The organism is Vibrio sp. (assembly GCF_050299255.1).
In the GTDB taxonomy this organism is placed as follows: domain Bacteria; phylum Pseudomonadota; class Gammaproteobacteria; order Enterobacterales; family Vibrionaceae; genus Vibrio.
This window is the reverse complement of record NZ_JBNKVP010000004.1, coordinates 20,917-44,359: the sequence shown is the minus strand read 5'-3', so window position 1 is coordinate 44,359 and position 23,443 is coordinate 20,917. Positions and strand designations below refer to the sequence as shown.

Sequence of the window (23,443 nt, the reverse complement as noted above, 5' to 3'; positions counted from 1 at the left end):
AACAGTATTCTGGCTTTCTTTTTTGTTTGAGAAGTGGCACCTTATGTGCCACTTTTTTTGTCTCCGGGATGCGCAGAGTTGCGTATACTAGGAGGAAGAGTTATGCAAGGAACAAAGCGATGAAAAAACTGTGGTTGATAGTTGCAATTCCCGTTGGTCTGGTGCTGATCGCGATGCTGGCACTGGTGTTATTGGTCAATCCTAACCAGTTTAAGCCAATGATCATCGAACAGGTCAAAGCTCAGACTGGCTTAGAGCTGGTGATTGACGGCGAGTTGAGCTGGCAATTTTTTCCGGCGGTCGGTTTACAGCTGGGGCACACCGAGCTGAGAAACCCTGCAGGTTTCAGTCAGCCTAACCTGTTTAAAGTTGAGCAGGTTGGGGTAGAAGTGTCCGTTATGCCTTTGCTGAGCCAGCAGTTGGAAATCGGTAATGTTCGCCTTGATGGGGCGGAGATTTACCTGGAGACGCTAGCGGACGGGCGCAAAAATATCGACGCTTTGAGTCGAACTGAACCGCAGGCGGCTGATTCCGAGGAAGCTAAGCCAGCCGAAGAGACTCAAGCGCCATCTGAACCAGCGAGCGGCAGTGACTGGTCAATTAACCTGGCGGGTATCACCATCAGCGATGCATTGTTGCAGATCGAAGACAAGCAGGCTGGCACCCTGACCAAACTGTATGATGTCGGCCTGACCGTGTCTGAGTTTGCATTTGACCAGTGGACCACGGCGGAATTCGCCGCTAAAGGGGAAAACAACCAGCAACGATTTGCCGCAGAAGGCAGCGCTGAGTTTACAGTTAGCGCTAATCTGAAAGATTATGCCCTTCGCGAAGTGAAACTCGACAGCAGCTTCAGCGACCCTGCGACCCAGATCGATTCTGCCAGCCTGGAACTGGACAGCTTTGCCTTCGATAAAGCCAATATGTTCAGTTACGCAGTAAAAGGCCAGGCGGCGGACATGACTCTGGACATCAATGGCCATGGTCAGTTGACGGTCGATCAGGCGATATCCAAACTGATGCTGAATGGTCTGACGTTAAAAGGCCAGGTCAGCGGGGCTGGATTACCGCAATCGCCATTGGAGCTGGGACTGGACTCCGACCTGAGTTTTGATCTCGCCAGCAGTCAGTTAGCGCTGGTTATCAGGTCGTTGACCGCCAATGCCATCGCACTGGACGGCAAAGCCGACGTGACTCTGGCGGATATCCCCCGGGTACGTTTTACTCTGCACAGCCCGAATATCGACCTGGATGAATTTCTCGGCCTGAATACGGCTCAAGATGGCCAATCAGAGGCTAAGCCGGACCAGCAGCCGCAATCGACTTCACCGGCCAAACCCGCCGAGGAGCAAGAGCCGGACCTGAGCGTACTCAAGACGGTGGACGTAGCGGGTAAAGTCACCATCGACAAGTTCAAAGCCAGTAATGCCCGGATGCAGAACGTGGTTGCCGATGTATCGATCGCCAAAGGGTTTGCCAAGCTGGATGCCTTTTCCGCCAACCTGTATCAGGGCAGCGTAAAAGCGACAGCGACGCTGGATGGACGTAAATCGCCAGCCAGTTACACCGTCAGCAAGCAACTGAGCGGAGTAAAAATTCAGCCACTTCTGATGGACGTTGCCGGTAAAGATATGCTGGAAGGCACCGGTGCGATCAGCGCCAACCTGAACGGTTCAAGCCTGACTCCTGCGGGGATCCAACGTAATTTGGTCGGTCAGATTCTGGTGAATTTCGCCGATGGTGCATTCAACGGTATCAATGTTGCGCAGCTGATCCGTGAAAACTACGCTAAATTCAAAGGCCAGAGTTACGATGATTCCCAGCAGGTGCAAAAAACCGATTTCAGCGCCATGAAAGCGACCATTAACCTCAACAAAGGTCAGTTGCAGACCGATGATCTGCAAATGCAGTCACCCTTGTTGCGGGTTCGCGGTAAAGGAACGGCCAATTACCTGAGCCAGACGGTAGATGCCACTATCAGCACTTCCGTAGTCGGCAGCCTGGAGGGGCAGGGCGGTAAAGATATCGATGAACTGCGTGATGTGACGATTCCAATCAATGTCACCGGTAACTGGAGCGATCCTAAGTTCCGGCTGGTATTTGATGAAGTGCTGAAGCAGAAAGCGCAAAAAGAGATTGATCGCGGTTTGAAAAAGCTCGATGACAAGCTCGGCGACAAGATCAAAGATGAAAAAACCAAAGAGGCGGTTGATAGCCTGCTTAAGGGCTTGTTTAACTGACGCTTGAAACCAAACAGGTTGGCCATAGTGCCAACCTGTTTTACTTCCGCGGCAGACAGTTACCAGTCTACCCCTTTTAATGCTTTGACCCCGGCCTCGAAGGCGTGCTTTACATTACGTACTTCAGAAACGGTATCGGCCATTTCAATCAGCTGCCGATGCGCCCCACGTCCTGTGATCACCACCGACTGCATCGCCGGACGGTTGGCTAACGCTTCCACGACCTCGTCCAGATCGATATAGCCATAGCTCACCATATAGGTCAGCTCGTCGAACAGGATTACGTCCAGCGATTCGTCTTGCAACATACGCTTGCAATGTTGCCATACCTGTTGGGCGGCTTCGGTGTCCGCGGCGCGATTTTGCGTTTCCCAGGTAAAACCAGTGGCCATCACCTGAAACTCGACCCCAAGTTTTTCCAGTAAGTTCCGTTCGCCGTTATCCCAGGTACCTTTGATAAACTGCGCCACGGCGCAATTGAGGCCGTGACCGACGGCGCGGGCAATAGTGCCAAATCCTGAGGTCGATTTCCCTTTACCATTGCCGGTGATAACCAGCAGTAAGCCTTTCTCTTGTTGAGCTGCGGCGATTTTGGCATCTACCTGCTGTTTTACTTTTTGCTGGCGGGCCTTGTGGCGGTTTTCAGCCTGTTCCTTGTCTGTCATTGTCAGTCCTGATCACGAAATATTTACTGGCATGATACCCAAAAAGCCCGCGGTTAAATACGGCTAATCTGCAGGGCTATTGATTGGTCAGACAACTGCGGTGTTGAAAATTAATCCAGTAACTGTCTGTTGGCCAATGTATAATTTTTAGATGGCACGGAAAAAGTGGAGTCAAGGTATGGCCAATCAAAGCGAACCAAACAAAGCAATCAAACGAATTCTGGTGGTCTGCATGGGCAATATTTGCCGATCTCCGACCGGAGAAGCCATCTTGAGAACCAAAGCTCGCGAGTTAGGGATCGCCGTTGAAATTGATTCCGCCGGTACCATAGATTACCACCAGGGCTGCCGGCCCGATCTGCGGGCCATGCAGGTGGGTCAGCGGCGGGGATATTCTTTTGAAGGCATTCGGGCCCGCCAGGTCGAAGGGCGGGATTTTGACTATTTTGACTTGATTCTGGCGGCCGATATGCAAAACCTGGCGGATTTGCAATCGATCTGTCCTGCAGACTTACAACATAAATTGTCGCTGTTTTTGAGCCATGGCGACTCCGGTATGCTGGAAATTCCGGATCCCTATTATGGCGGCGAAGAGGGTTTTGAGCTGGTTTTAGATCTGATTGAAAATGCTGCCGAGAGGGTACTGGCCAAACTGTAATGGTTTGACACCAGCAGGCGCCAAACTACCTTTTTGACCGATGGCCACTATGCCGCCATCACCCGGCCACTGAAGTAGTCGTTAGTGACGATATATTCTGTGTTGCGAATCAGTTCGTGATAGACCTCACCCCAGTGGGGAACGCCATTTGGTGCATCCAGGCTGGGAACCACGCCGCCAACGCGAATATGAAATGGTGTCAGTTCTTTTGCCCAGCTCTGGGTTAAACCGGTCACCATGGATGCGGCACTTTCAAAGCCAAGCAGATCGTCATACCCCTCCCTGGAGATGATATTCACAATCACGCCTTTTTTGTTTTCCTTGCGCATACGCTCAGCGCTGGCCCGGCCAAAACTGAACATCGCCGAGATCATCGAAGTGAGGTTCTGACTAAATACATCGGTGGAACTGTCACTGATTAAACGTGGAAAAGGTTGAGTCGGCAATATATTCACCAGCACGTCAGGGCAGGTATTACACTGCTGATAAATGGCGTCATACATCTGCTGGATAGAATTCATCGAGCGGTTCGGCAACTGAAAGCAGTGTACCCGACCGGTTATGGAGAGGCATTTCTGATAACTGTTGTGCAAAGCCTGGATTTCCTGATCACATAAAATCACGGTTGCGCCCAAGGATGCAAAGTGCATTGCCTGGGTACTACCGAGCAAAGATCCCGCAGAAGTGATTAAAATTACAGCATTTTTAATGTCCATTTTGCGCTCGCACTAAAGTGATCGGGTTAAAAGTTGTCCACAAAGCATGGTAGATAAGCTGTGGGCTATGTGTGAAAGACATCAAATAACCGCTTTGAGTTCAGTACATTTGCTTCAGTTTGAGCAGGATTTCACATTTAGCGTTGAGAGTAATGTATGGACGTTTAATCTTTATGATTAATGGCCACTTCTCATGATCTGGAATTGACGCTGGGCGCTAACCAGTTGGTTGTACAAGGTGGCAGGCATCCACTGGCTTTGCGGTGGCTGGGACAGATGGCGGCGCTGGTGGCCGGATAAATTGTGGTATACCGCTTCATCCAGGTCATGGGTCGCTTCCGGCAGATAAGTCAGCGGCTCAGGGACCAAATAGTGGCACAGCTTGGCACTGGCCAGGCCTGCGGAGTGGAATAACTGCGCCTGTTTGGCCGATTGCGGGTAGGAGTCCTGACTGGAGCGCAAAGGCTGTAACTCCTGCAAGCCAAATTGTTGCCTGAGGCGCTGTTCGCTGTTGTCCGGTTGTTCGACCTGTTCTACCGGTGTGTTGTCACGCACATCGTCGGAAAACAGCGCCAGAGTCAGGGCGAAGTCGGCCCGGCGACCTTCATAAACCGCCCGGTTGATACCCGTGCCGAATTGAAGTTCGTTAATGATCGCGGCTTTATCTAACGTGTGGATTTGCATGATTCCCCCTGAATACAATCTGTTAACGGCATCAGCAGGGCAAACTTGAGGTCTTTTTAAAGGGGCAAATAAAAAAGCCTGCACAGTGGCAGGCTTTGTTTCAATCGGTTACAGACCGGAGATTATTTTGCCAGGTTATCGGCAACGAATTCCCAGTTAACCAGTGCCCAGAATGCATTCATGTAGTCTGGACGCAGGTTGCGGTAGTCGATGTAGTAAGCGTGTTCCCACAGGTCTACAGTGAGCAGAGGAGTGGTGCCTTCTTCAGTCAGTGGAGTACCGGCGTTAGAAGTGTTGACGATATCCAGAGAACCGTCTGCTTTTTTCACCAACCAAGTCCATGAAGAACCAAAGTTGTTGATCGCTGAATCAGTAAATTTCGCTTTAAAATCAGCAAAAGAACCGAATGCCGCGTTGATTGCGTCAGCTACTGCACCAGTAGGTTCGCCGCCGCCGTTTGGAGACAGACAGTGCCAGTAGAAAGTGTGGTTCCAGATCTGAGCTGCGTTGTTGAATACGCCGCCAGTAGAAGTTTTGATGATCTCTTCCAGAGTCTTACCTTCAAATTCAGTACCTGGGATCAGGCCGTTCAGCTTAACCACGTAAGTGTTGTGGTGTTTACCGTGGTGGTAATCCAGAGTTTCTGCAGAGATGTGTGGTTCTAGAGCATCTTTTGCGTAAGGAAGAGCGGGTAGTTCAAATGCCATTGCGGGATTCTCCATTTATATGAAAGAGTTACCTCTTTCGATTGCTTCCAATGTTATTAGTTGATTTGTCTTTACGACTGACTTTCGACTTATTTTAGCAAGTTTTTACTTTATTAAAAGGCGAAATTGGCAAATATCGTTGAAAATTATCGCACTCTATAACCTTATATAATGTGTGCTTTTTATTCTTGCCCAATGGTTTAAAATGTGCGGATACCAGCAAGAAAGCCCAATACGAGGAAGCAATGGAAACTATCGACAAAATTAAACAGCAAATCGCAGAAAACTCGATCCTTCTCTACATGAAGGGTTCACCAAAACTTCCAAGCTGCGGTTTTTCCTCTCAGGCTGCACAAGCACTGATGGCGTGTGGCGAGAAGTTCGCCTACGTGGATATCCTGCAGAACCCGGATATTCGCGCCGAATTGCCTGCGTACGCTCAGTGGCCAACTTTCCCACAACTGTGGGTAGAAGGCGAGCTGATCGGTGGTTGTGACATTATCATCGAAATGTTCCAGAAAGGTGAACTGCAACCGCTGATCAAAGAAGCGGCAGCCCGTGCAGCAGAAGATAGTGAGTAATACTGTATATAATTACAGTTTTGCTTGATTTATTAGGGTCACATTGGTTAATGTGGCCCTAATTTTTTGCTATTTTTCCGCCTGTTATGACACGTTTGTTTATTGCTGAAAAACCCAGTCTTGGTCGCGCGATTGCTGCGGCACTACCCGGACCAAAAAAAAACGCCCAGGGTTATATTCACTGTGGTAACGGTGATGTGGTCACCTGGTGTATCGGACACCTGCTCGAGCAGATTGAACCGGATGGCTATGACGAACGCTACAAAAAATGGCAGTTGGCGGATCTGCCGATTGTGCCCGAGCAGTGGCAGTTAAGACCAAGAAAGTCTGCCAGCAAGCAGCTGAGTGTGGTGCGAAAACTACTCAAACAGGCTGACGAGATCATCCATGCCGGTGACCCGGACCGAGAAGGACAGCTGTTGGTCGATGAAGTGCTCGATTACTGTAAAGTCAGCGCCGGCAAAAAGTCCGCGGCTCAGCGGCTTCTGATCAGTGATTTGAACTTGCCGGCGGTCAAGCGGGCACTGCAGCAGATGCGCAGCAACCGGGAGTTTGTGCCGCTATCGGTATCGGCGCTGGCTCGCTCCAGGGCAGACTGGCTGTACGGCATGAATATGTCGCGCGCCTATACCTTGCTGGGGCAAAAAGCCGGCTATCAGGGAGTGTTGTCCGTCGGCCGGGTTCAGACACCGGTATTGGGGCTGGTGGTGCGCCGGGATGAAGAAATTGAACGTTTTGTGCCGAAAGATTATTTCACCCTGGATGCACTTATTCCCTATCAGAACGGCGATCAAGTGTTTGATATCCGCGCGCGCTGGCAACCGAGTGACGCCTGCCAGCCCTGGCAGGATGAAGAAGGCCGGGTGCTGCATCACAAGCTGGTGGAGAATGTTGCCAGTCGCATTGCCAATCAGCCTGCTACGGTGGTGGAATCCGAAAACAAACAGAGTAAGCAAGCGCCGCCGTTACCTTATTCTTTATCCGCGTTGCAAATCGATGCCGCCAAACGCTATACCATGAGTGCGCAGCGGGTACTGGATGTGTGTCAGGCTCTGTACGAAAAACACAAGTTGATCACTTATCCGCGCTCCGACAGTCGCCATCTTCCCAATGACCACTACCGGCAGGCCAAGTCTGTGCTGGATGCGATAGCCAGTAATGACAAGTCGCTCCAGGTGGGTGTGCAAGGCTGTGATCTGAACCTGAAATCGAAAGCCTGGAATGACAGCAAAGTCGACGCGCACCACGCGATTATTCCCACGCCGAAGGGGGGAATGGCGGCCAGTTTGTCTGGTGATGAAGCAAAACTGTATACGCTGATCGCCCGTCAGTACCTGATGCAGTTCTATCCTGCGGCTGTATATGCCGAAGCTAAGCTGGTGTTCGATATTGCGGGAGGCTGCTTTATCGCCAAGGGTAAGCAGCTGATATCACCGGGCTGGAAGCAACTCACCGGCAAGCAGGAACAGGATGAAGTCAATGCAGTCGACACTGTCCCGCCTCTGGCTAAAGGTGAGGTGCTGGTTTGTCGTGAAGGTGAAATAAAACAGCGCCAGACCGAACCGCCGCGACATTTTACCGAAGCCACTCTGCTGCAGGCGATGACCGGCATCGCCCGTTTCGTGCAGGACAAATCGCTGAAAAAAATCTTACGGGATACCGATGGTCTCGGCACCGAAGCCACCCGGGCTGGCATTTTAGATACCCTGTTTAAGCGCCAGTTATTGCAACGACAGGGTAAGCAGATCCTCAGCACAGCAGCGGGTCGGGGGCTGATTCACGCTCTTCCGGATCAGTCTACCCATCCCGATATGACCGCCCATTGGGAGCATCAGCTGCAAGGGATGGCAGAACGCAATCAGGCTTACGCCCCGTTTATGCAGGCGCTAGAGCAAAATATTGGTCAGCTGATCGAGCAGGTGAAAACGGCCCCGGTTCCGGCCTCGCTCAGTGAGCTGCCTCCGGCCAAAAAGGCGGCCGGGGCATTTAAGAAAAAGCGCCGTTATAGTGGCAAAAAACGCCAGGGTTCTGCGTCATCGAACTGATTACCATGGGATAGGGCTGCCGTCGTAGTTGAAAAACTGGCCGCTCTGGGACTGGTCGCTAGCATCGATGAGCTGCATCAGGCTGCTGGCGGACTGTTCAGGGCTAATCAGCGCATTAGGCCCGCCCATGTCGGTCTGAACCCAACCCGGATGCAAGGCCAGCACGGTAAAACCGTAGGGCATCAAGTCATTGCTGAGGCTTTTCACCACAGAATTCAGCGCCGCTTTTGATGAGCGATAGATGTAACCGCCGCCGGCACTGTTTTCTGTCATGCTGCCCACCTTAGATGACAGGCAGGCGATTTTTTTCAGTTGCCCCTCGTTAAGGCGGGGATAGAGTGCCTCGACCAGTTTCAACGGAGCGATAGTGTTGATTTCCAGCACCTTACGCCACTGTTCCACATCGGTTTGGCCAAAACTGGTACTTTTCGGGCCATAATAGCCGGCATTGTTGATCAGCAAATCCAGCGCCGGCAGGCAATCCGCCAGCTGCTTGACTCGCTGATAATCGGTCACGTCCAACTGGTGGCATTTTAGCTCAGGATACTGCTCGGCCAACTGCAACAGTTGCTGTGAATCGTCGGGGGTGCGGTAAGTGGCATGCACACTCCAATTGGCCGCCAGATATCCTCGGACCAGGCACAGACCAATGCCGCGATTGGCTCCGGTAATAAAAACGCGTTTCATCTCAATGTTCCTTTTATCTCGGTCCGCTTGAGTTAAGCGAGAGCCAGCTTTTTTGCTAGTGTAGCCTGCCTGGGACAAGTTTTGCCAACCCGAGCCAATCTGATAGCATCGGCACAGTTATCATGAGTGAAGTAAATTATGACGCCGCTGGTCTATCACCCAATTTATTCTGCGTTGCTGTTGCCTGCTAAGCATCGCTATCCAATCAATAAGTATCAACTGCTGTATCAAACGGTAATGGAGCAGATGCAGTCACAGCCGGGCTGGCGAGATGTTTTTCAATTCGTTGAACCCAATCCACTGGCCGTGGATGAAGTGAAATTGGTGCACGATACGGATTATGTCGAGCAACTGGTGAGCGGACAGTTACCGGCTGCTAAAATGCGCCGGATAGGGTTTCCCTGGAGTGAACGCTTGATCGACCGTACTTTAACCTCGGCTGGAGGCAGTTGCCTGACGGCAGAGTTGGCAATAGAACACGGTCTGGCGATCCATCTCAGTGGTGGTTACCATCATGCTCACCACGATTTTGGCAGCGGTTTTTGTCTGTTTAACGATCTGGTGCTGGCCGCCAATCGGGCATTGCGTCACCCGGAGATTGATCGAGTGCTGATCATCGACAGCGACGTTCATCACGGCGACGGTACGGCCACCTTAACCGCGGGGCGTGATGATATCATCAGTCTCTCGTTCCACTGTGACAAAAATTTCCCGGCCCGAAAACCCGACTCTACACTGGATATCAGCCTGCCGCGCGGGACGGAAGATGGGCAATTTCTGGCCCACTTTACTTCTGTGGTGCCGATGGCGATCAATCTCTATCAACCTGATCTGATCCTGTACGATGCCGGTGTGGATATTCATCAGGACGATGAGCTGGGGTATTTCAACATTTCAACCGAGGCGATTTTACAGCGTGACACCTTTATGCTGGAGATGGCCCGACAGCGGCAGATCCCGCTAGCTTGTGTGGTGGGGGGGGGGTATCGTACCAACCATATCGACCTGGTTGAACCGCACTGGCAATTGCTGCAAGCGGCTTATACCCTGGAATCGGCTGGCAATTAATACGGGCGTGTCCAGCTTTCATCGCAGCTGCAACGATAAGGATAAACAGATGACGATACAACACCGGATCAGGGCGGCAGGATTACTGGTCGAAGGAGATCATATCCTGATGGTCAAAGTGAAAGACTTCAGCGGAGAATACTGGATTCCTCCCGGTGGCGGTCTGGAGCCGGATGACAAAAGCAGCAAAGCGTGCCTGAAGCGGGAGTTTTGGGAAGAGACGGGATTGGACGTCGACATCGGCCGTCTGCTGGCCGTTCGGGAGTTTCTGGAAACCAGCGCTGAACGCTATAACGCCGAATTCTTCTACCATGTCACCGGTTACCGCGGCACTCCACATACTAACAATCTGCAGGGGTTAAATGACCAGCAGTTTATTCAAACTGTCGAGTGGGTCAGCCTGGCACAACTGGCCGGGCGGCGTACCTATCCGGCCAATATTGTTCAGCTGGTCGAGCGTCTGGCACAAGGGGATTACAGCCACCATCTCGGCAGTTATGTCCAGGGCGATAACGATGATGTTGATGTGTTGTAGCGATAAGCTAACGGTACCGTTGAAACGGCAATGTTTAGCCTCTGTGGGCGGCGGGTATTGCTCTGTTTGCGGGGAACAGGCAGCAAAATAGCTAGCGGCGAATGTTTGCCGCTAGCTGATGATCTGGGTCCACTCAGGTTAGGCCAGAGCCAGCAGAATACCGCCAATGGTCAGCGCAGCTGACATGTACTGACCGGCAGAGTATGAGTCGTCCTCTTCCTCTTTGAGTTTGTCCGGATGTTCCATTCCCAGGGCACCATGGGCGAAAGATTCGACCTTGTCCCCTACAGTTTTGTCGGCCTTGGCCTCGGTCGTTTTGCCGTCTTGCTCAATCTGCTGCAGCGCTGCCAGCAGCGCTTTTCCTTCTGCTGATAACGTCACCGTGTTCTGGCTCACTTCGAGCGGTGCCGCCTGTGGCTGAGTATTGACTGAGTTGCCGTTCGGCTGGACCTGCTGGCCTGGTGCCACTTTCACTGGCGCCATACCTACTGGTGTCATGCTCGTCTCCTTCCCGTCGCTACTAATCTTGTATCGACCATTTAGCAATTAACTGAATTAAATTTTGCTATTTTTTGACTCAATACATTAAGCAAAAACCAGGCCCATAATTTGCCAGGTGGCGAAAAATAAACCTATTTCGGCTGGGTGGCGGCTGGGTTTTCAATACAGTTCAGCTCTGCATTGCGGTGACTTAACTGCTCAAAAGCTTGTTTCCGGTTGGCTTCCTGAACATACAGTGCAGGTGGAGCCAGTACCTGCAACTGATAATCCGTCCCGTTGCTATCAATCTCATCGACAGGGGTAATGGTCAGTACCTTAAGGGCTGGGTTACGGCGGAGGATCGACGCTTTGATACCTTCTCCCTGCTGGACATGGAATTTACCGGCAATATGCAGTACTTTCGCCCCGGGATGATCGGCGATGTAGTCGGTAATGCTCTCGGCCATGGTTTCGTCCCAGGTTACCTGAGCGGCAAAGTGACGCTCGGTCGAATCACTTTCACCGTGGTGCATCGATCCCATAAAGGTCCGTTTATACTCTGAATCACTGGTATCCACTTGCCGGGCAACGTATTCACGCTCAGATTGAGGAAGTCTGTCGAGATAGCCAATCCCTTCCCGACCGATACACTGAACAATATCTTTCGGTGCGTTGGCGGCAATCACAGGAGTATGGCTGGCTTTAGCCAGTTCAATCAACGGGCGATAGTCGCTGTCGTAGTTTGGCCAGGCCTTGGCCCGCTGGGTCAATATCTGCTCGCCAATTTGACCGGACAGGTAGTCGTCCAGGTGTGACTGGCTGTCACGATTGAACTGCTCCATCGACAGTGCAAGCGGCTGGGCCGAGGTCAACAGCTGGCGCAGCAGATCGGTTTGAAATCGGTGAATACCGGCATGGGTATGCCATTCGCCGACCAGTATCACGTCATAGTTAGCCACTTGCAGCGGCCACTGCTCCTGGTCGAGAGGCGTACCCTGCGCATCAAATAGCTGGTAGTCGTAGTAGGTTTTGAGATCGGAGCGGGAAATGGTGGATTCAGGCGCTGAACTACAGCCGGCCAAAGTGGTCATCAGTAACATCAGCCAGAGCGATCTCTTCATCGAATGGTCTCCGTGGGTACGCGATGTCAGCCGGGTAGATATGGTGCCATCGCGTTGTCAGTACGTGTTAGTCTGCGAGCTGACGCTGGTAGACCCGCAGCATAAAGTCTGCTTCACATTCGAACAACTGGGCAGATTTGAGCCACTGGCGCAGTTCATCAGTGGCCCGCCAGGCGAATGGTGTCATTTGCAGCAGGTCAAACGCGATGCCGTCAGTCAGACTCATAGAATAGTTAAGTTGTTGTTGTTTGACCAGTTTAAAGCTGTCGAATTGCTCCTGCTGTTCATCGTGCAATCGTACCTGCTGATAAATTCGTTCGCGCAACTGATAAAGATGCCGGCCTGCTGGTGTGACTGTGATCAGAACGCCGCCAGGTTTGATGGTGCGTTGCAGTTCTTCATCACGGCAAGGAGCGTAGATACGCAGTACCCCATCCAGAGACTGGTCGGCAAATGGCAGCCGGTGACTGGAGGCGACACTGAACCGACAATTCGGGTAACGTTTGGCGGCGTAACGAATCGCGACCTTGGAGATGTCCAGGCCAAATATTTGCGCATCCTGGTTTTTACCCTGCAGCGTGCTGGCAACCAAATCGGTGTAGTAGCCTTCACCACAGCCGATATCCAGCAGTACCGGGGCTGGGCCGCTCAGATACTCATCACACAGCTGGGCAACGGCCTGACGCATCGGTTGGTAGTGTCCGGCTTCCAGAAAGCGTCGCCGCGCCTGCATCATCTCTTTATTGTCACCCGGATCTTTGGAACGTTTATGGTGAGCGGGCATCAGGTTCACATAGCCTTCTTTGGCCAGATCGAACTGGTGGCGGTTACTGCATTGGTAGGAACGATCCGACAGGGTAAGAGGTTGTTGGCACAGGGGGCAGAGGTAAGCCATGGCGATCTCGATATGCTCAAATGGGGTCGTGAGTCTAGCAGGAACCCGCAGGGCTCGCCAGTCTCAGGCGGAGGGAATCGAGCGACCCGTAGCCGCTCGTTACTGGCAGAATTAATCGGCCGACAGGGTAGTGGCCAGCTGATAAGATTCGCCGGGGGCCAACAGTTTGCCTTGTTCCAGCGATGCCGCGTGCAGAGTGGATTCGACACACAACATGGTCAGGTAGCCATCGTCCGGCATATCGGCCATCGCTCTGGCGCCTTGCTGCCAGGGGTTCCAGATCACCGCGCAGTTATCGCCGTGGTTACGAACCTGAACTTCTCGCTCCAGCTGCTTGTCGCGCACGGTAATAAGGTCTTCCGGCTGGGTATAGACCCGGTCGACACTCTGGTCGATAGTTAAGATATCGCCACCCTGACACAATTTAGCGTCTTGCAGGCTATCGATATATTGGCTACCCATACCGGTAACTTCGACCTGGTGGATATCGGCGACATTGAGGTAACTGTGTAGCGCACCGGAAAAACGCCACACCTGCTGGTCGGTATTGGTCACGACCAGTGTGACTGTCAGTGTATCTGCCACTTCAATCTGTAGCCGCGCGTCAAACTGAAACGGCCACAGCTTCAGAGTTTCGGCTGACTGCTGTAGTGACAGTTCGATTATCACACCGTGTTCATTTTCCCGGTGCTGGCTCAGTTGCCACTCACTGGTACGGGCAAAGCCGTGTGCGGGAGCCGCGATACGGCCAAACCAGGGCCAACAAATCGGAATGCCGCCACGCAGGGCAGTCTGGCCGTCAAATTTAGCCTGTTGACTCATCCAGATCAGTTCGGCTTTATCTGCCGGTTGATAGGAGAGCAGGTGACCACCAAACAGTGAAATGGCCGCACGGGCTTTGGCGTGGTTGATACATAGCACGTTGACGTTATCTAACTTAACGACACGAATACTGTCTGACAGTACGCTTTGAGCGGGGAGAGTGGTTAAATCCATCTTCTTCAATTCCTAATCTTTGCTTCCGGGCCGTTTAACCTGGGAGCGTGAGCCAGGAGCACCTGCGGGGATGGCAGGTACAAAAAAGGCGACTCAATCGTCGCCTTTTGTATTCTATTGCTGTAGCTTACATTATTTAGAGATGTGAGCAATCAGGTCCAGAACTTTGTTTGAGTAACCGATTTCGTTGTCGTACCAAGATACAACTTTAACGAATTTGTCAGTCAGTGCGATACCAGCTTTAGCATCGAATACAGAAGTGCAAACTTCACCGATGAAGTCTTGAGAAACTACTGCATCTTCAGTGTAACCCAGAACGCCTTTCAGTGCGCCTTCAGACGCTTCTTTCATTGCTGCACAGATGGCTTCGTAAGAAGCACCGTTTACCAGGTTAACAGTCAGGTCAACTACAGAAACGTTAGCAGTTGGTACGCGGAAAGCCATGCCAGTCAGTTTGCCGTTTACTTCTGGAAGTACAACGCCTACTGCTTTAGCTGCACCAGTAGAAGATGGGATGATGTTCTGAGAAGCACCACGGCCACCGCGCCAGTCTTTAGCAGAAGGACCGTCTACAGTTTTTTGAGTCGCAGTAGTTGCGTGAACTGTAGTCATCAGGCCAGATTCGATACCGAAATTGTCGTTAAGAACTTTAGCGATAGGAGCCAGACAGTTAGTAGTACAAGAAGCGTTAGAAACGATGTCTTGACCTGCGTAAGTGTCGAAGTTTACGCCGTTAACGAACATTGGAGTTGCGTCTTTAGAAGGACCAGTCAGTACAACTTTCTTCGCACCAGCTTCGATGTGTTTACGAGCAGTTTCGTCAGTCAGGAACAGACCAGTTGCTTCAGCAACAACGTCAACACCGATTGCATCCCATTTCAGGTCAGCTGGGTTACGTTCTGCAGTTACACGTACAGTTTTGCCGTTAACGATCAGGTTACCACCTTCAACTTCAACGGTACCGTTGAAACGGCCGTGAGTTGAGTCGTACTTCAGCATGTATGCCATGTAATCTACGTCGATAAGGTCGTTGATACCTACGACTTCAATGTCGTTGCGCTCTTGTGCTGCACGGAAAACGAAACGGCCGATACGGCCAAAACCGTTAATACCTACTTTGATAGTCATTATAGTTGCTCCACAACTTAATTTCTGATGAAAGATAACTGGTAGTAAAATTACAAAATCCAGCGAAATTGTGCAACAGATAATCGGACTTAACTTGCTTAAAGTCAAAAAAAAGCGTCGCTTTTTTTCACAATCAGTCACAATGGGTTGTTTTTTAACCCAATTGCTGGTTTTTCTTGTTACCAGATAACATAAAATAACGTCATCACGGTGAAAACTTGCTTCAACGCGATGAAACGAACATGCTAGAAAGTATGTGCTACATATTATTAACGGCGCAAGTTTTTCACTGAAAAAGTCCATGAATGGTATGAAAAATAAGGAGAAACAATAAGTTGGAAAAGAAAGACCTATCAGTTGTCAAATCCGATCAGGAGTGGCGAGAGCTGTTAAACGATGAGCAGTACCAGGTTTGTCGGCAAAAGGGCACCGAGGCACCTTTCACTGGTACTCTGTTACATAACCGGGACACCGGGATATATCACTGTACTTGCTGTCATGCACCGTTGTTTGATTCGGCAAACAAGTATGATTCTGGCTGTGGCTGGCCCAGTTTTGATGCACCAATATCAATTGAATCAATACGTTATGTCGAAGATCGCAGTCATGGTATGGTGCGTACAGAAATTCGCTGCGCCGCGTGCGACAGCCACCTTGGTCACGTCTTTCCCGATGGCCCTGTCACGACAGGAGAGCGTTATTGTGTAAATTCGGTGTCGTTAATTTTCAACAAAAATGATAAAAGCGACGCCTGAGGCGTCGCTTTATATCAATTCAGTGACCAAAGTTGATCTGAGTTTAGAAAAGTTGCCAATCAGAAATTTGGCACCTGACTGGATTGATAGTGTCCGGACTCGACGGCGCTTTCAATGTCTTCTGCCACTTGATCCAGCTGCTGGTATTTCTGTTCACTGAATCCATACAACAACTGCATTTCGCGCGCTGAAACCAGTGGGACATTGTACCGACTGGCGACTTGAGTCCAGATGTACGCTAACTCTTTTCTGTTCAACTGATAGTAGGTACTGGCGAGCGTTTTAAGTATCTCGGTGTTGACTTCGTTGTTGCCGGTCAATTCCAGTGCCCGGTTGAGCAGGTCGATGGTTTTTTCTGGGTTGCGGTTGGTGTAAAAGGTTGCCAGCGCGAACTGCATCTCTGCCGTATCAAGTTCTCGGCTGCCTTCTTTCTGCAGGAACCGGCGCCGTGCCTGGTCATCGCCGATCTGACTCCAGAGGAAATACAGCGCTTCGGGCGAATCGGACTGTTTCAACTGCGATACTATTCGCTGTTGTTCATCACCGGCGTGGACCAGGGCATTGAAACGTGCCTGTTTGAGTTCGGTCTGATCGATAGGTTGGATTTGCGATGCCAGTTCCAGGCATTTACGGTAATCTGAAACTAAGTGGTATTCCTCAATCACTTGAGTGTCGCTAGGGTTACGTAACACTTCCAGGCGATGCCAGATCAGATCGGTGCGCGGTACTCGGCACTGTCCATCGTCGATATTCAGCAGTTCGCAACGAAGCGCCGGATTGTCGCTACAGAGTTTATTGGTATTCTTGCGGTTTTCAAAGCAGCCGTTGAGCAAAACCACCAGAGAAAGCAGTGATAAAATACGGATAGTTTTCATAGGCGATAGCATGTGATCCATTACACTTATTCTTAGTGCTCGTCTTGACTCAAGGTGCCAGCGGGTTATGTTGTTGCGACAAAAGTAACACAAAGGATACATCATGGACGCAGAACAATTGCTAAGTGCAATGACACCGGAAGTTTACGAGCGTTTACTGTTTGCCGTTGAAACGGGTAAGTGGCCTGAGGGTACAACACTTACGCAGCAGCAGCGAGACTCATGTATGCAAGCTGTGATGTTATATCAAAGTAAGCATAACACTGACGCACAGCACATGTCGGTGGCCCAGGGTGGCGAAATCTGCTTTAAGTCGAAATCAGAGCTGAAAAAGCAGTTCCAGTCTGACCAGGAAGATATTCTGCGGGTCAATCCAAATCGCAATTAATGCAGTGAAATAGAAAGAGGTTGCCAACAGGCAACCTCTTTTGCTTGGTTTCCGTTCAGAGGGAACTGAATCGGCTCAGCTACAGGCTCATTTCGCCCCTCAGTACCTGTTGCATCTGCTGCTTAATTTCGTCATAGCTCAGATTCTGGCTCAGCAGATAGTGCAATTTCGCCAATGCCGCTTCCGGAGTCATATCATAGCCGCTGATCACGCCGGCATCCGCCAGGGCACAGCCGGTCGCATAGCCACCCATATTGACTTTACCAGCCAGGCACTGGGTAAGGTTTACCACGATAACGCCCCGTTCGGAGGCCTCTTTCAGATGGCCTAACAACTCCGGGTTCTGTGGTGCATTACCTACGCCAAAAGTTAACAAAATCATGGCATTAACTGGTTGACGTAATGTGTTGCGAATCACCTCGTGTGAGATGCCCGGATACATGGTAATTACCCCAATAGGTTGCGGAGTAATATTGTGTACTTTGAACGGGCCAGTTGGCTGCTGATTAACGGTAACATTACTACTCACCTGAATGTTGATGCCCGCTTCCAGCAAAGCCGGCAAATTGGGTGAAGTAAAGGCATTGAATCCATCAGCGTGAGATTTAGTACTACGGTTGCCGCGCATCAGCTGGTTGTTGAAAAACAGTGTCACTTCGTTGATCGGATAATTCGCCGCAATGTGCAGGGCGTTAAGCAAGTTAGCCTGACCATCTGAACGCAGTTCCGCCAGTGGGATCTGTGACCCGGTTACAATCACCGGCTTGGCCAGATTTTCCAGCATGAAAGAGAGCGCGGATGCCGTATAGGCCATGGTGTCGGTACCATGCAGAATCACAAAACCATCGTACTTGTCGTAATTATCGCGTATATCGTCGGCGATCTGCTGCCAGTCTTTAGGTGTCATATCCGAAGAGTCGATCAAAGGATCGTATTCATGAATCGTAAACAGCGGCATTTCAGGGCGATGGAATTCTGGCATGCTGGCCAGTTGCTTTTCCATAAAGCCGGCGACTGGTATATATCCGTGCGCGGATTTTTGCATACCGATAGTACCGCCAGTGTAGGCGATATAAATGTGTTTTCTTGCCATGGTCTTATCAGATAATAGTAGGTATTGCCATGGTGGCAGAGTATATCGCTATTTAATGCCTTGGGGCTAATTAATCCTGCGAATGTCGATGCAATAACGCTATAGCCAAATCAAATTCATAATTGGCGACGGTCAAGCACAGTCTGGAATAGGTTTCTTGATTGATGCCTAGCTTACTGGGCGAGTCGACTGACTCAATTAGTTCGATGACCGCAATGTCTGACTGCTCCAGCAACTCCAGGACCTCGGCAAGCAACTGGTGATCGATCAGCTCCGGTAGAATGGCTTCGCTGCCGACCGGGACATTGATTTCCGTTGACTTGGTGGGCCCATCCATCTCTGCGGTATTTTTACCAGCATCCGGGATCCACTTGCCCAGTGTGGCAAAAAAGCTCGGTACGTCTATGGGTTTAGAGACAAAATCGTTCATTCCGGCTTCAAACGCTCGACTGCGATCAGCCTCCATTGAGTTAGCCGTCATAGCCAGGATGGGGAGCTCTTTCAGCGCCAGTTGGTCACGTATAACCCTGGTGGCTTTGTAGCCATCCAGGACCGGCATCTGACAGTCCATCAACACCACATCAAATTGGCTGTCATTTTTCAAATGCTCGACCGCTTGTTGACCATCATGGGCTTCCACTACGGAAAATTGGCGTGAGGTAAGCAGGTCTGCCGCCAGCAAGCGGTTGATTTCGTTGTCTTCGACCAATAATGCCCGGCAGCCGGAGAAATCGAATTGTTGTAAACGATCGCTGTTTGTCCGAACCAGCTGTGGGTCCGCAATGGCTGTTTTCTCAGAGGTTCGAGAAGAATTGTTTGGCAGTTTAGCTGGTAGCGTAACGGTAAAGGTTGAGCCTCGCTCTTGCTGGCTGTACACGTCTATATCACCGCCCATCAGGTTACAGAGCTGTTTGGTTATCGCCAGGCCCAGTCCGGTACCGCCAAACTTACGGGTTGTTGAGCTGTCGGCCTGTTCAAATGGCCGGAATAAACCGGCGATTTGCTGTTCGCTCATGCCGATGCCGGTATCAGCGACCACAATCTGCAGGGTAAGTTGTTGCTGGTGTTGCTCGACCACTTTGATCTCCAGGTCGATCTGTCCCTGGCGGGTGAACTTGACCGCATTGTTGGTCAGGTTACGTACAATTTGCGCCAGTCTCAGTGGATCGCTGATCAATACTTCGGGTAACTTATCATCCAGCTTGACTTCAAGTTTCAGCCCTTTCTCCTGGGCTTGCAGTTTGAGCATTTCCAGAATGTCCAGGATGCAGTCGCGGATATCGAACTCGACCAGTTCGATATTCAGTTTGCCTGACTCAATTTTGGAAAAGTCGAGGATATCATTCAGGATCCCCAGCAGGGACTTGGCACTGCGATGAGCCATCTCGACATATTTGCGCTGTTGCCGACTGAGATCAGACTCCAATACCAGATGACTCATACCTATGATGGCGTTCATCGGCGTGCGGATCTCGTGACTCATGTTGGCAAGAAAATCCGATTTGCTCTGGTCGGCCTGTTCAGCCCGGTCACGCGCTTGAATCAGTTCCGCATTGATGGCCAGTAACGCCTGTTGCGATGTTCTTACCAGGAAGGCGAGGAAAAACAGACTGGCCAAAAATGCTACGCCGCCCAGGGCAACAAACTGCGAGTAGACCCGGGCGTCCTTCATCAGCTGTACTCTGGCGGTTCGAATATTATGCAGCGTCTGTTCAGTGGCCACTATGTTGGACACCATCTGTTCTGCTATGGCTGTTGAATCTTGTTTAACGGTCACCATGGCTTCGAAGTTACGCTGATACAAGTCGATCTCCTGGGCCACTGTGGTGAATGCCAGCGTTTCGTCAGCTTCAATCAGCTTGTTTTTAACATGGTTGGCACGAGACTTTGCCTGGGACAGCAGTTCATTGACCTGATTGGCGATCACTAGCCGTGAATCATGGGTACGGGCCGCAAGAAAATCCCGATCCAATTGGCGCGCATCACTGATGTTATTCCGCAGTTGGGTCACTTCTTCTGACAGGTCCAGCCTGCGTTCCAGAGTTTCTTGTATTTGAATGATTTGTTGGCGGGATCGTTCAAAGATCATCTGTTCATCATCACGAAGCTGATAAGCCAGCGAACTGAGGTTGACCAGACTCAGCTCCAGAGCCTGGCGCTCTGCCTGGTTCAAAGGTCGGCTGCGCTGGGTCAGTAGCGCGGCTTTTAACTGGAGGAAATGTTTCTCTATCGCCTGACCCATATCGTCGATCAAGGCCAAACTGAACTCGGAGTTTGTTGCTGAACGCAGTGCCGCCAGGTTTTCCGCCAGTAAGTTCTGATGGGCAAACAACTGGGTCAGGTTGATATCACTCTGTCCAACCAGGTAACTGGTTTCCATCGTCTGCAAGATCTGCGACAGCAGCAGCAGTTCGTAGGCCTGATTTACGCTGACGGACACCTGGCCCATTTTATTGCGCAGTGACTGGATCTCCGCTTTGTCTTTATCGATATAGCGGCCTTGCAGGTACTGCAGTGTGGAGGTTGTTGAGGTCACTTTGCGGGCAGAACGGACCATCTGGTCGTGGATATCTCTTTCCGACTGGGTTAACTCAATAAATTTGGAGAAGGTGGTTTTAAAAGTCGTCAGCCTTTCAGCCAGCTCATTGAGGATTTCCGGGCTGGCAATCTGTTCGATACGTCCTTGCTCAACCAGTTTAAGCGCTTGTTCTATGCCTTCCAGTGCGGTGTTGGCAGAATAGATATCGAGGTCGCGGGTATAAATCAGTTCGTTGATTCTGGCATCGTCATGTAACCGGGCCAGAGAGGTCGCACTGTTGTAGCGGTCAATGGTTTTAAACAGATTGGACACGGTAACCCAGCCAAAGGTACCGATGACGAACATAGCCAAACCCAGCACAAAAAAACCGAAAAAAATACGGTTATGTTTATCCTTTAAGTCAAACCAGGATTTAAAGCGGTTTAGTTTGGTCACGTTATGGCACCCTCCAGCGAGTTCGGATTCCATGCCCGTTGCAGATATATAACTTAAATTAATGAGTGGAGATAAACTCATTCATTTCAATTGGTAAGATAATTCTATTGCACCGCTTTCTGCAATAGAGACCAATAAAAAACCGCGGCCAGGCCGCGGTTTTTTATTGCCGGGGTGTGTTACAGCATCTGACAGTTAAGGCAGAAGGCGTACTGGCCTTTCGGGTCATTGAAAGAATTGAGCATAGCGGCATCTTTTACCAGCTGCTCGCTCACCGGAATGAAGCTGGCAGGCAGCCAAGTGTTAAGTTCAATCCCGAGTGAAACCTGAACCTGTTTCATCAGATTCTGCATGAACTGCTCAGCCGGGGAGAGCGGTTCGCTGACCCACATTAACTGATACTGGTCCAGTTTGGCCAGCTCAGCGGCGACTTTGATCGCATCGTCAAAATCACCGATTCGGTCGACCAGTCCCAGCCTTAATGCATCCTGCCCGGTCCACACCCGGCCTTGGGCAACATCGTCCATTTGTGCCGGGTCAATGCGGCGACTTTCGCTGACCAGTCCGGTAAATCGCTGATAGCCGTGCTCAATTCCCAGTTGCATCACCTGTTTGACACCGTCACTAAGGCCGGTAGTGACCCCTGAGCCGGAGAACGGTGACGTGCCAATACCGTCGGTATAGATCCCCATTTTATTGAGGCCTTTTTCAAATGTGGTGATCACGCTGAAAATGCCGATGGAGCCGGTCAGGGTGGTTGGCTGGGCAATAATCTGATCGGCACTCATCGAGATCCAGTAGCCGCCGGATGCGGCCAGACTGGACATTGAGACCACCACCGGCTTACCGGCAGCCTTGATGGCGTCGATTTCGTTGCGGATCACTTCCGAAGCAAATGCGCTGCCTCCCGGACTGTCCACCCGCAATACCACGGCTTTCACCTGGTCGTCGTTGCGCGCCTGGCGCAGCAGTGCCGCAGTGGAATCGCCCCCGATGGCCCCCCGAGGTTGGCTGCCATCCATAATCGCGCCGCTGGCAACCACTATTGCAATTTCATCCTGATTAGGCTGGTTGGAGTCAGGTACGATGGTGTCCAGGTAATCGTAGTAACCAATCGCGTTATAGCTGTCTTCACCGTCGCTACCAAAAGCATCAACCAGCTTGCTGCGTACCTGCAAGCGGTTCGCCAGTTCATCAACCAGGCCCACTTTCAGCATCAGAGCGGCCAGATCGCCGCCAGTCGACTGCAGCTGTTCGAGGAATGAATCCATGCTCGGGCTCAGCACGGCAGGGTCAACTTGACGGTTAGTGGCCACGTCATCGACATAGGCCCCCCACATCTGGCCAAGCCATACTGACGCTGATTGCTTAGCGGCATCAGACATGTCATCACGAATAAAGGGTTCAATCGCCGATTTATAGGTACCGACTCGGAATACGTGAGTATTGACTTCGAGATTTTCCAGCAGGCTCTTGTAATAGAGGGAATAACGGCTGTAGCCCTTTAGCAGAATCAAGCCGTCTGGCGACAGGAACACTTTATCTGCGTAACTGGCCAGGTAGTACTGACTCTGGTTGTAGACATCACCGACGGCGTAAATGGGTTTTCCGGCCGCTTTAAACTCATTCAGCGCCTTGGCAATATAGCGCAGTTTGGTGAGGTGGGTTTCAGACAGGTCACTCAGCGATAACACCAAGCCGGAGATTTTGTCGTCATTTTTGGCGTAGCGAATGGTTTTGACCAGGTCGTACAGCACGTTTTCTTTCGGTAACTCTTTGCCAATCAGCGAGCCGGTGAATGAATCCATTGGATTGATGTAGGTCGCCTGTTCGACGATCGGACCGGACAGGTTCAGTACCAGAGCCGATTTTTTCTCCACTTGTGGGATTGGTGATTCAGTACTGGTGAACAGGTAGTAGAGGATCACTAAGGTAAGGATAAAAAACAGGTTGGTCAGCGCGAGCCTGATAAAGGAGATCAGTTTCCAAATTCCCTTAAAAACCATACCAATAAACTTGAATACTTGTTTCATCATGTCTCCGCTTTAGCTTCAAAAGCTGGCTTTGAGGGTAACGATAGGGTAATTACCTAAAAGAATGAAAGAGTTACATATGAGTTGTTCATCATATGTTAACTAGTATAGGCAAACAA

Annotated in this window: 22 protein-coding genes; 8 read left to right on the top strand and 14 right to left on the bottom strand. The window is 50.9% G+C overall.

Features of this window, described 5'->3' with window-relative positions; genetic code table 11:
* Window positions 1–119 precede the first annotated feature (119 nt).
* Entirely contained in the window at window positions 120–2,240 is a 2,121-nt protein-coding gene (locus ACQY6F_RS02620; protein ID WP_428772020.1) for an AsmA family protein, read from the top strand.
* A gap of 59 nt (window positions 2,241–2,299) precedes the next feature.
* On the opposite strand, the gene cobO is transcribed toward ACQY6F_RS02620, so the two are convergent.
* Complete coding sequence (gene cobO, locus ACQY6F_RS02615; protein ID WP_428772019.1) at window positions 2,300–2,905, bottom strand: cob(I)yrinic acid a,c-diamide adenosyltransferase; 606 nt, start codon at window positions 2,903–2,905, stop codon at window positions 2,300–2,302.
* A gap of 208 nt (window positions 2,906–3,113) precedes the next feature.
* Between cobO and ACQY6F_RS02610 the strand changes: the two genes are divergently transcribed.
* Entirely contained in the window at window positions 3,114–3,563 is a 450-nt protein-coding gene (locus tag ACQY6F_RS02610) for a low molecular weight protein-tyrosine-phosphatase (protein ID WP_428772112.1), read from the top strand.
* Between the two features lie 47 nt (window positions 3,564–3,610).
* Here ACQY6F_RS02610 and ACQY6F_RS02605 read toward each other — a convergent pair whose 3' ends face one another.
* The 3 genes from ACQY6F_RS02605 to sodB all read right to left on the bottom strand — a co-directional run bounded on the left by ACQY6F_RS02605 (window position 3,611) and on the right by sodB (window position 5,670).
* A complete protein-coding gene (locus ACQY6F_RS02605) occupies window positions 3,611–4,279 on the bottom strand; it encodes an SDR family oxidoreductase (protein WP_428772018.1) in 669 nt (222 codons plus the stop codon).
* A gap of 177 nt (window positions 4,280–4,456) precedes the next feature.
* Window positions 4,457–4,963 carry a VC2046/SO_2500 family protein gene (locus ACQY6F_RS02600; protein ID WP_428772017.1) on the bottom strand — a complete coding sequence of 169 codons (507 nt, stop codon included), beginning with the start codon at window positions 4,961–4,963 and terminating at the stop codon, window positions 4,457–4,459.
* A 122-nt stretch (window positions 4,964–5,085) separates the two neighbouring features.
* The gene (gene sodB / locus ACQY6F_RS02595; RefSeq protein ID WP_428772016.1) at window positions 5,086–5,670 is read right to left on the bottom strand and encodes a superoxide dismutase [Fe]; all 585 of its coding nucleotides are present in this window, start codon (window positions 5,668–5,670) and stop codon (window positions 5,086–5,088) included.
* 245 nt (window positions 5,671–5,915) lie between these two features.
* On the opposite strand from sodB, the gene ACQY6F_RS02590 reads away from it, so the two are divergent.
* Together ACQY6F_RS02590 and ACQY6F_RS02585 are read left to right on the top strand one after the other, a co-directional pair.
* On the top strand, window positions 5,916–6,251 hold the full coding sequence (locus tag ACQY6F_RS02590; RefSeq protein ID WP_428772015.1) for a Grx4 family monothiol glutaredoxin: 336 nt from the start codon (window positions 5,916–5,918) through the stop codon (window positions 6,249–6,251).
* Between the two features lie 86 nt (window positions 6,252–6,337).
* Window positions 6,338–8,296: a DNA topoisomerase III gene (locus ACQY6F_RS02585; protein ID WP_428772014.1), complete on the top strand. Its 1,959-nt coding sequence runs from the start codon at window positions 6,338–6,340 to the stop codon at window positions 8,294–8,296.
* Here the strand turns inward: ACQY6F_RS02585 and ACQY6F_RS02580 are convergent, their stop codons facing one another.
* On the bottom strand, window positions 8,297–8,983 hold the full coding sequence (locus tag ACQY6F_RS02580; RefSeq protein ID WP_428772013.1) for an SDR family oxidoreductase: 687 nt from the start codon (window positions 8,981–8,983) through the stop codon (window positions 8,297–8,299).
* A gap of 138 nt (window positions 8,984–9,121) precedes the next feature.
* Here ACQY6F_RS02580 and ACQY6F_RS02575 point away from each other — a divergent pair, with 138 nt between their 5' ends.
* Both ACQY6F_RS02575 and ACQY6F_RS02570 read left to right on the top strand, forming a co-directional pair.
* Complete coding sequence (locus tag ACQY6F_RS02575; protein ID WP_428772012.1) at window positions 9,122–10,051, top strand: histone deacetylase family protein; 930 nt, start codon at window positions 9,122–9,124, stop codon at window positions 10,049–10,051.
* 55 nt (window positions 10,052–10,106) lie between these two features.
* Window positions 10,107–10,586, top strand: coding sequence for an NUDIX domain-containing protein (locus tag ACQY6F_RS02570; protein ID WP_428772111.1), 480 nt, complete (start codon window positions 10,107–10,109; stop codon window positions 10,584–10,586).
* A 138-nt stretch (window positions 10,587–10,724) separates the two neighbouring features.
* On the opposite strand, the gene ACQY6F_RS02565 is transcribed toward ACQY6F_RS02570, so the two are convergent.
* The 5 genes from ACQY6F_RS02565 to gap form a co-directional block, all read right to left on the bottom strand.
* Complete coding sequence (locus tag ACQY6F_RS02565; protein ID WP_428772011.1) at window positions 10,725–11,084, bottom strand: hypothetical protein; 360 nt, start codon at window positions 11,082–11,084, stop codon at window positions 10,725–10,727.
* A 134-nt stretch (window positions 11,085–11,218) separates the two neighbouring features.
* Window positions 11,219–12,187 (bottom strand): ChaN family lipoprotein, encoded by a 969-nt coding sequence (locus tag ACQY6F_RS02560; RefSeq protein WP_428772010.1) that lies wholly within the window; start codon window positions 12,185–12,187, stop codon window positions 11,219–11,221.
* A 67-nt stretch (window positions 12,188–12,254) separates the two neighbouring features.
* Window positions 12,255–13,082, bottom strand: a complete 828-nt coding sequence (gene rlmA, locus ACQY6F_RS02555; protein ID WP_428772009.1) for a 23S rRNA (guanine(745)-N(1))-methyltransferase — start codon at window positions 13,080–13,082, stop codon at window positions 12,255–12,257.
* A gap of 111 nt (window positions 13,083–13,193) precedes the next feature.
* Window positions 13,194–14,078 carry a D-hexose-6-phosphate mutarotase gene (locus ACQY6F_RS02550; protein ID WP_428772008.1) on the bottom strand — a complete coding sequence of 295 codons (885 nt, stop codon included), beginning with the start codon at window positions 14,076–14,078 and terminating at the stop codon, window positions 13,194–13,196.
* A 132-nt stretch (window positions 14,079–14,210) separates the two neighbouring features.
* Entirely contained in the window at window positions 14,211–15,206 is a 996-nt protein-coding gene (gap, locus tag ACQY6F_RS02545; RefSeq protein ID WP_428772007.1) for a type I glyceraldehyde-3-phosphate dehydrogenase, read from the bottom strand.
* 335 nt (window positions 15,207–15,541) lie between these two features.
* Between gap and msrB the strand changes: the two genes are divergently transcribed.
* Window positions 15,542–15,961 carry a peptide-methionine (R)-S-oxide reductase MsrB gene (msrB, locus tag ACQY6F_RS02540; RefSeq protein ID WP_428772006.1) on the top strand — a complete coding sequence of 140 codons (420 nt, stop codon included), beginning with the start codon at window positions 15,542–15,544 and terminating at the stop codon, window positions 15,959–15,961.
* 59 nt (window positions 15,962–16,020) lie between these two features.
* On the opposite strand, the gene ACQY6F_RS02535 is transcribed toward msrB, so the two are convergent.
* Entirely contained in the window at window positions 16,021–16,836 is an 816-nt protein-coding gene (locus ACQY6F_RS02535; RefSeq protein WP_428772110.1) for a DUF2989 domain-containing protein, read from the bottom strand.
* 103 nt (window positions 16,837–16,939) lie between these two features.
* Between ACQY6F_RS02535 and ACQY6F_RS02530 the strand changes: the two genes are divergently transcribed.
* Window positions 16,940–17,224 carry a YeaC family protein gene (locus tag ACQY6F_RS02530; RefSeq protein ID WP_428772005.1) on the top strand — a complete coding sequence of 95 codons (285 nt, stop codon included), beginning with the start codon at window positions 16,940–16,942 and terminating at the stop codon, window positions 17,222–17,224.
* A 79-nt stretch (window positions 17,225–17,303) separates the two neighbouring features.
* Here ACQY6F_RS02530 and ansA read toward each other — a convergent pair whose 3' ends face one another.
* From ansA to sppA, 3 genes are all read right to left on the bottom strand, one after another.
* Window positions 17,304–18,317, bottom strand: coding sequence for an asparaginase (gene ansA / locus ACQY6F_RS02525; protein WP_428772004.1), 1,014 nt, complete (start codon window positions 18,315–18,317; stop codon window positions 17,304–17,306).
* A gap of 70 nt (window positions 18,318–18,387) precedes the next feature.
* Window positions 18,388–21,291, bottom strand: coding sequence for an ATP-binding protein (locus tag ACQY6F_RS02520; protein ID WP_428772003.1), 2,904 nt, complete (start codon window positions 21,289–21,291; stop codon window positions 18,388–18,390).
* 179 nt (window positions 21,292–21,470) lie between these two features.
* Complete coding sequence (sppA, locus tag ACQY6F_RS02515) at window positions 21,471–23,324, bottom strand: signal peptide peptidase SppA (protein ID WP_428772109.1); 1,854 nt, start codon at window positions 23,322–23,324, stop codon at window positions 21,471–21,473.
* Between the last annotated feature and the right edge of the window lie 119 nt (window positions 23,325–23,443).

What these genes read in the sequence shown, in the direction of transcription:
- ACQY6F_RS02620 (WP_428772020.1), top strand. Translation starts at nt 120, where the DNA reads ATGAAAAAACTGTGGTTGATAGTTGCAATTCCCGTTGGTCTGGTGCTG.
- cobO (WP_428772019.1), bottom strand. Translation starts at nt 2,905, where the DNA reads ATGACAGACAAGGAACAGGCTGAAAACCGCCACAAGGCCCGCCAGCAA.
- ACQY6F_RS02605 (WP_428772018.1), bottom strand. Translation starts at nt 4,279, where the DNA reads ATGGACATTAAAAATGCTGTAATTTTAATCACTTCTGCGGGATCTTTG.
- ACQY6F_RS02600 (WP_428772017.1), bottom strand. Translation starts at nt 4,963, where the DNA reads ATGCAAATCCACACGTTAGATAAAGCCGCGATCATTAACGAACTTCAA.
- sodB (WP_428772016.1), bottom strand. Translation starts at nt 5,670, where the DNA reads ATGGCATTTGAACTACCCGCTCTTCCTTACGCAAAAGATGCTCTAGAA.
- ACQY6F_RS02590 (WP_428772015.1), top strand. Translation starts at nt 5,916, where the DNA reads ATGGAAACTATCGACAAAATTAAACAGCAAATCGCAGAAAACTCGATC.
- ACQY6F_RS02585 (WP_428772014.1), top strand. Translation starts at nt 6,338, where the DNA reads ATGACACGTTTGTTTATTGCTGAAAAACCCAGTCTTGGTCGCGCGATT.
- ACQY6F_RS02580 (WP_428772013.1), bottom strand. Translation starts at nt 8,983, where the DNA reads ATGAAACGCGTTTTTATTACCGGAGCCAATCGCGGCATTGGTCTGTGC.
- ACQY6F_RS02575 (WP_428772012.1), top strand. Translation starts at nt 9,122, where the DNA reads ATGACGCCGCTGGTCTATCACCCAATTTATTCTGCGTTGCTGTTGCCT.
- ACQY6F_RS02565 (WP_428772011.1), bottom strand. Translation starts at nt 11,084, where the DNA reads ATGACACCAGTAGGTATGGCGCCAGTGAAAGTGGCACCAGGCCAGCAG.
- ACQY6F_RS02560 (WP_428772010.1), bottom strand. Translation starts at nt 12,187, where the DNA reads ATGAAGAGATCGCTCTGGCTGATGTTACTGATGACCACTTTGGCCGGC.
- rlmA (WP_428772009.1), bottom strand. Translation starts at nt 13,082, where the DNA reads ATGGCTTACCTCTGCCCCCTGTGCCAACAACCTCTTACCCTGTCGGAT.
- ACQY6F_RS02550 (WP_428772008.1), bottom strand. Translation starts at nt 14,078, where the DNA reads ATGGATTTAACCACTCTCCCCGCTCAAAGCGTACTGTCAGACAGTATT.
- gap (WP_428772007.1), bottom strand. Translation starts at nt 15,206, where the DNA reads ATGACTATCAAAGTAGGTATTAACGGTTTTGGCCGTATCGGCCGTTTC.
- ACQY6F_RS02535 (WP_428772110.1), bottom strand. Translation starts at nt 16,836, where the DNA reads ATGAAAACTATCCGTATTTTATCACTGCTTTCTCTGGTGGTTTTGCTC.
- ACQY6F_RS02530 (WP_428772005.1), top strand. Translation starts at nt 16,940, where the DNA reads ATGGACGCAGAACAATTGCTAAGTGCAATGACACCGGAAGTTTACGAG.
- ansA (WP_428772004.1), bottom strand. Translation starts at nt 18,317, where the DNA reads ATGGCAAGAAAACACATTTATATCGCCTACACTGGCGGTACTATCGGT.
- sppA (WP_428772109.1), bottom strand. Translation starts at nt 23,324, where the DNA reads ATGAAACAAGTATTCAAGTTTATTGGTATGGTTTTTAAGGGAATTTGG.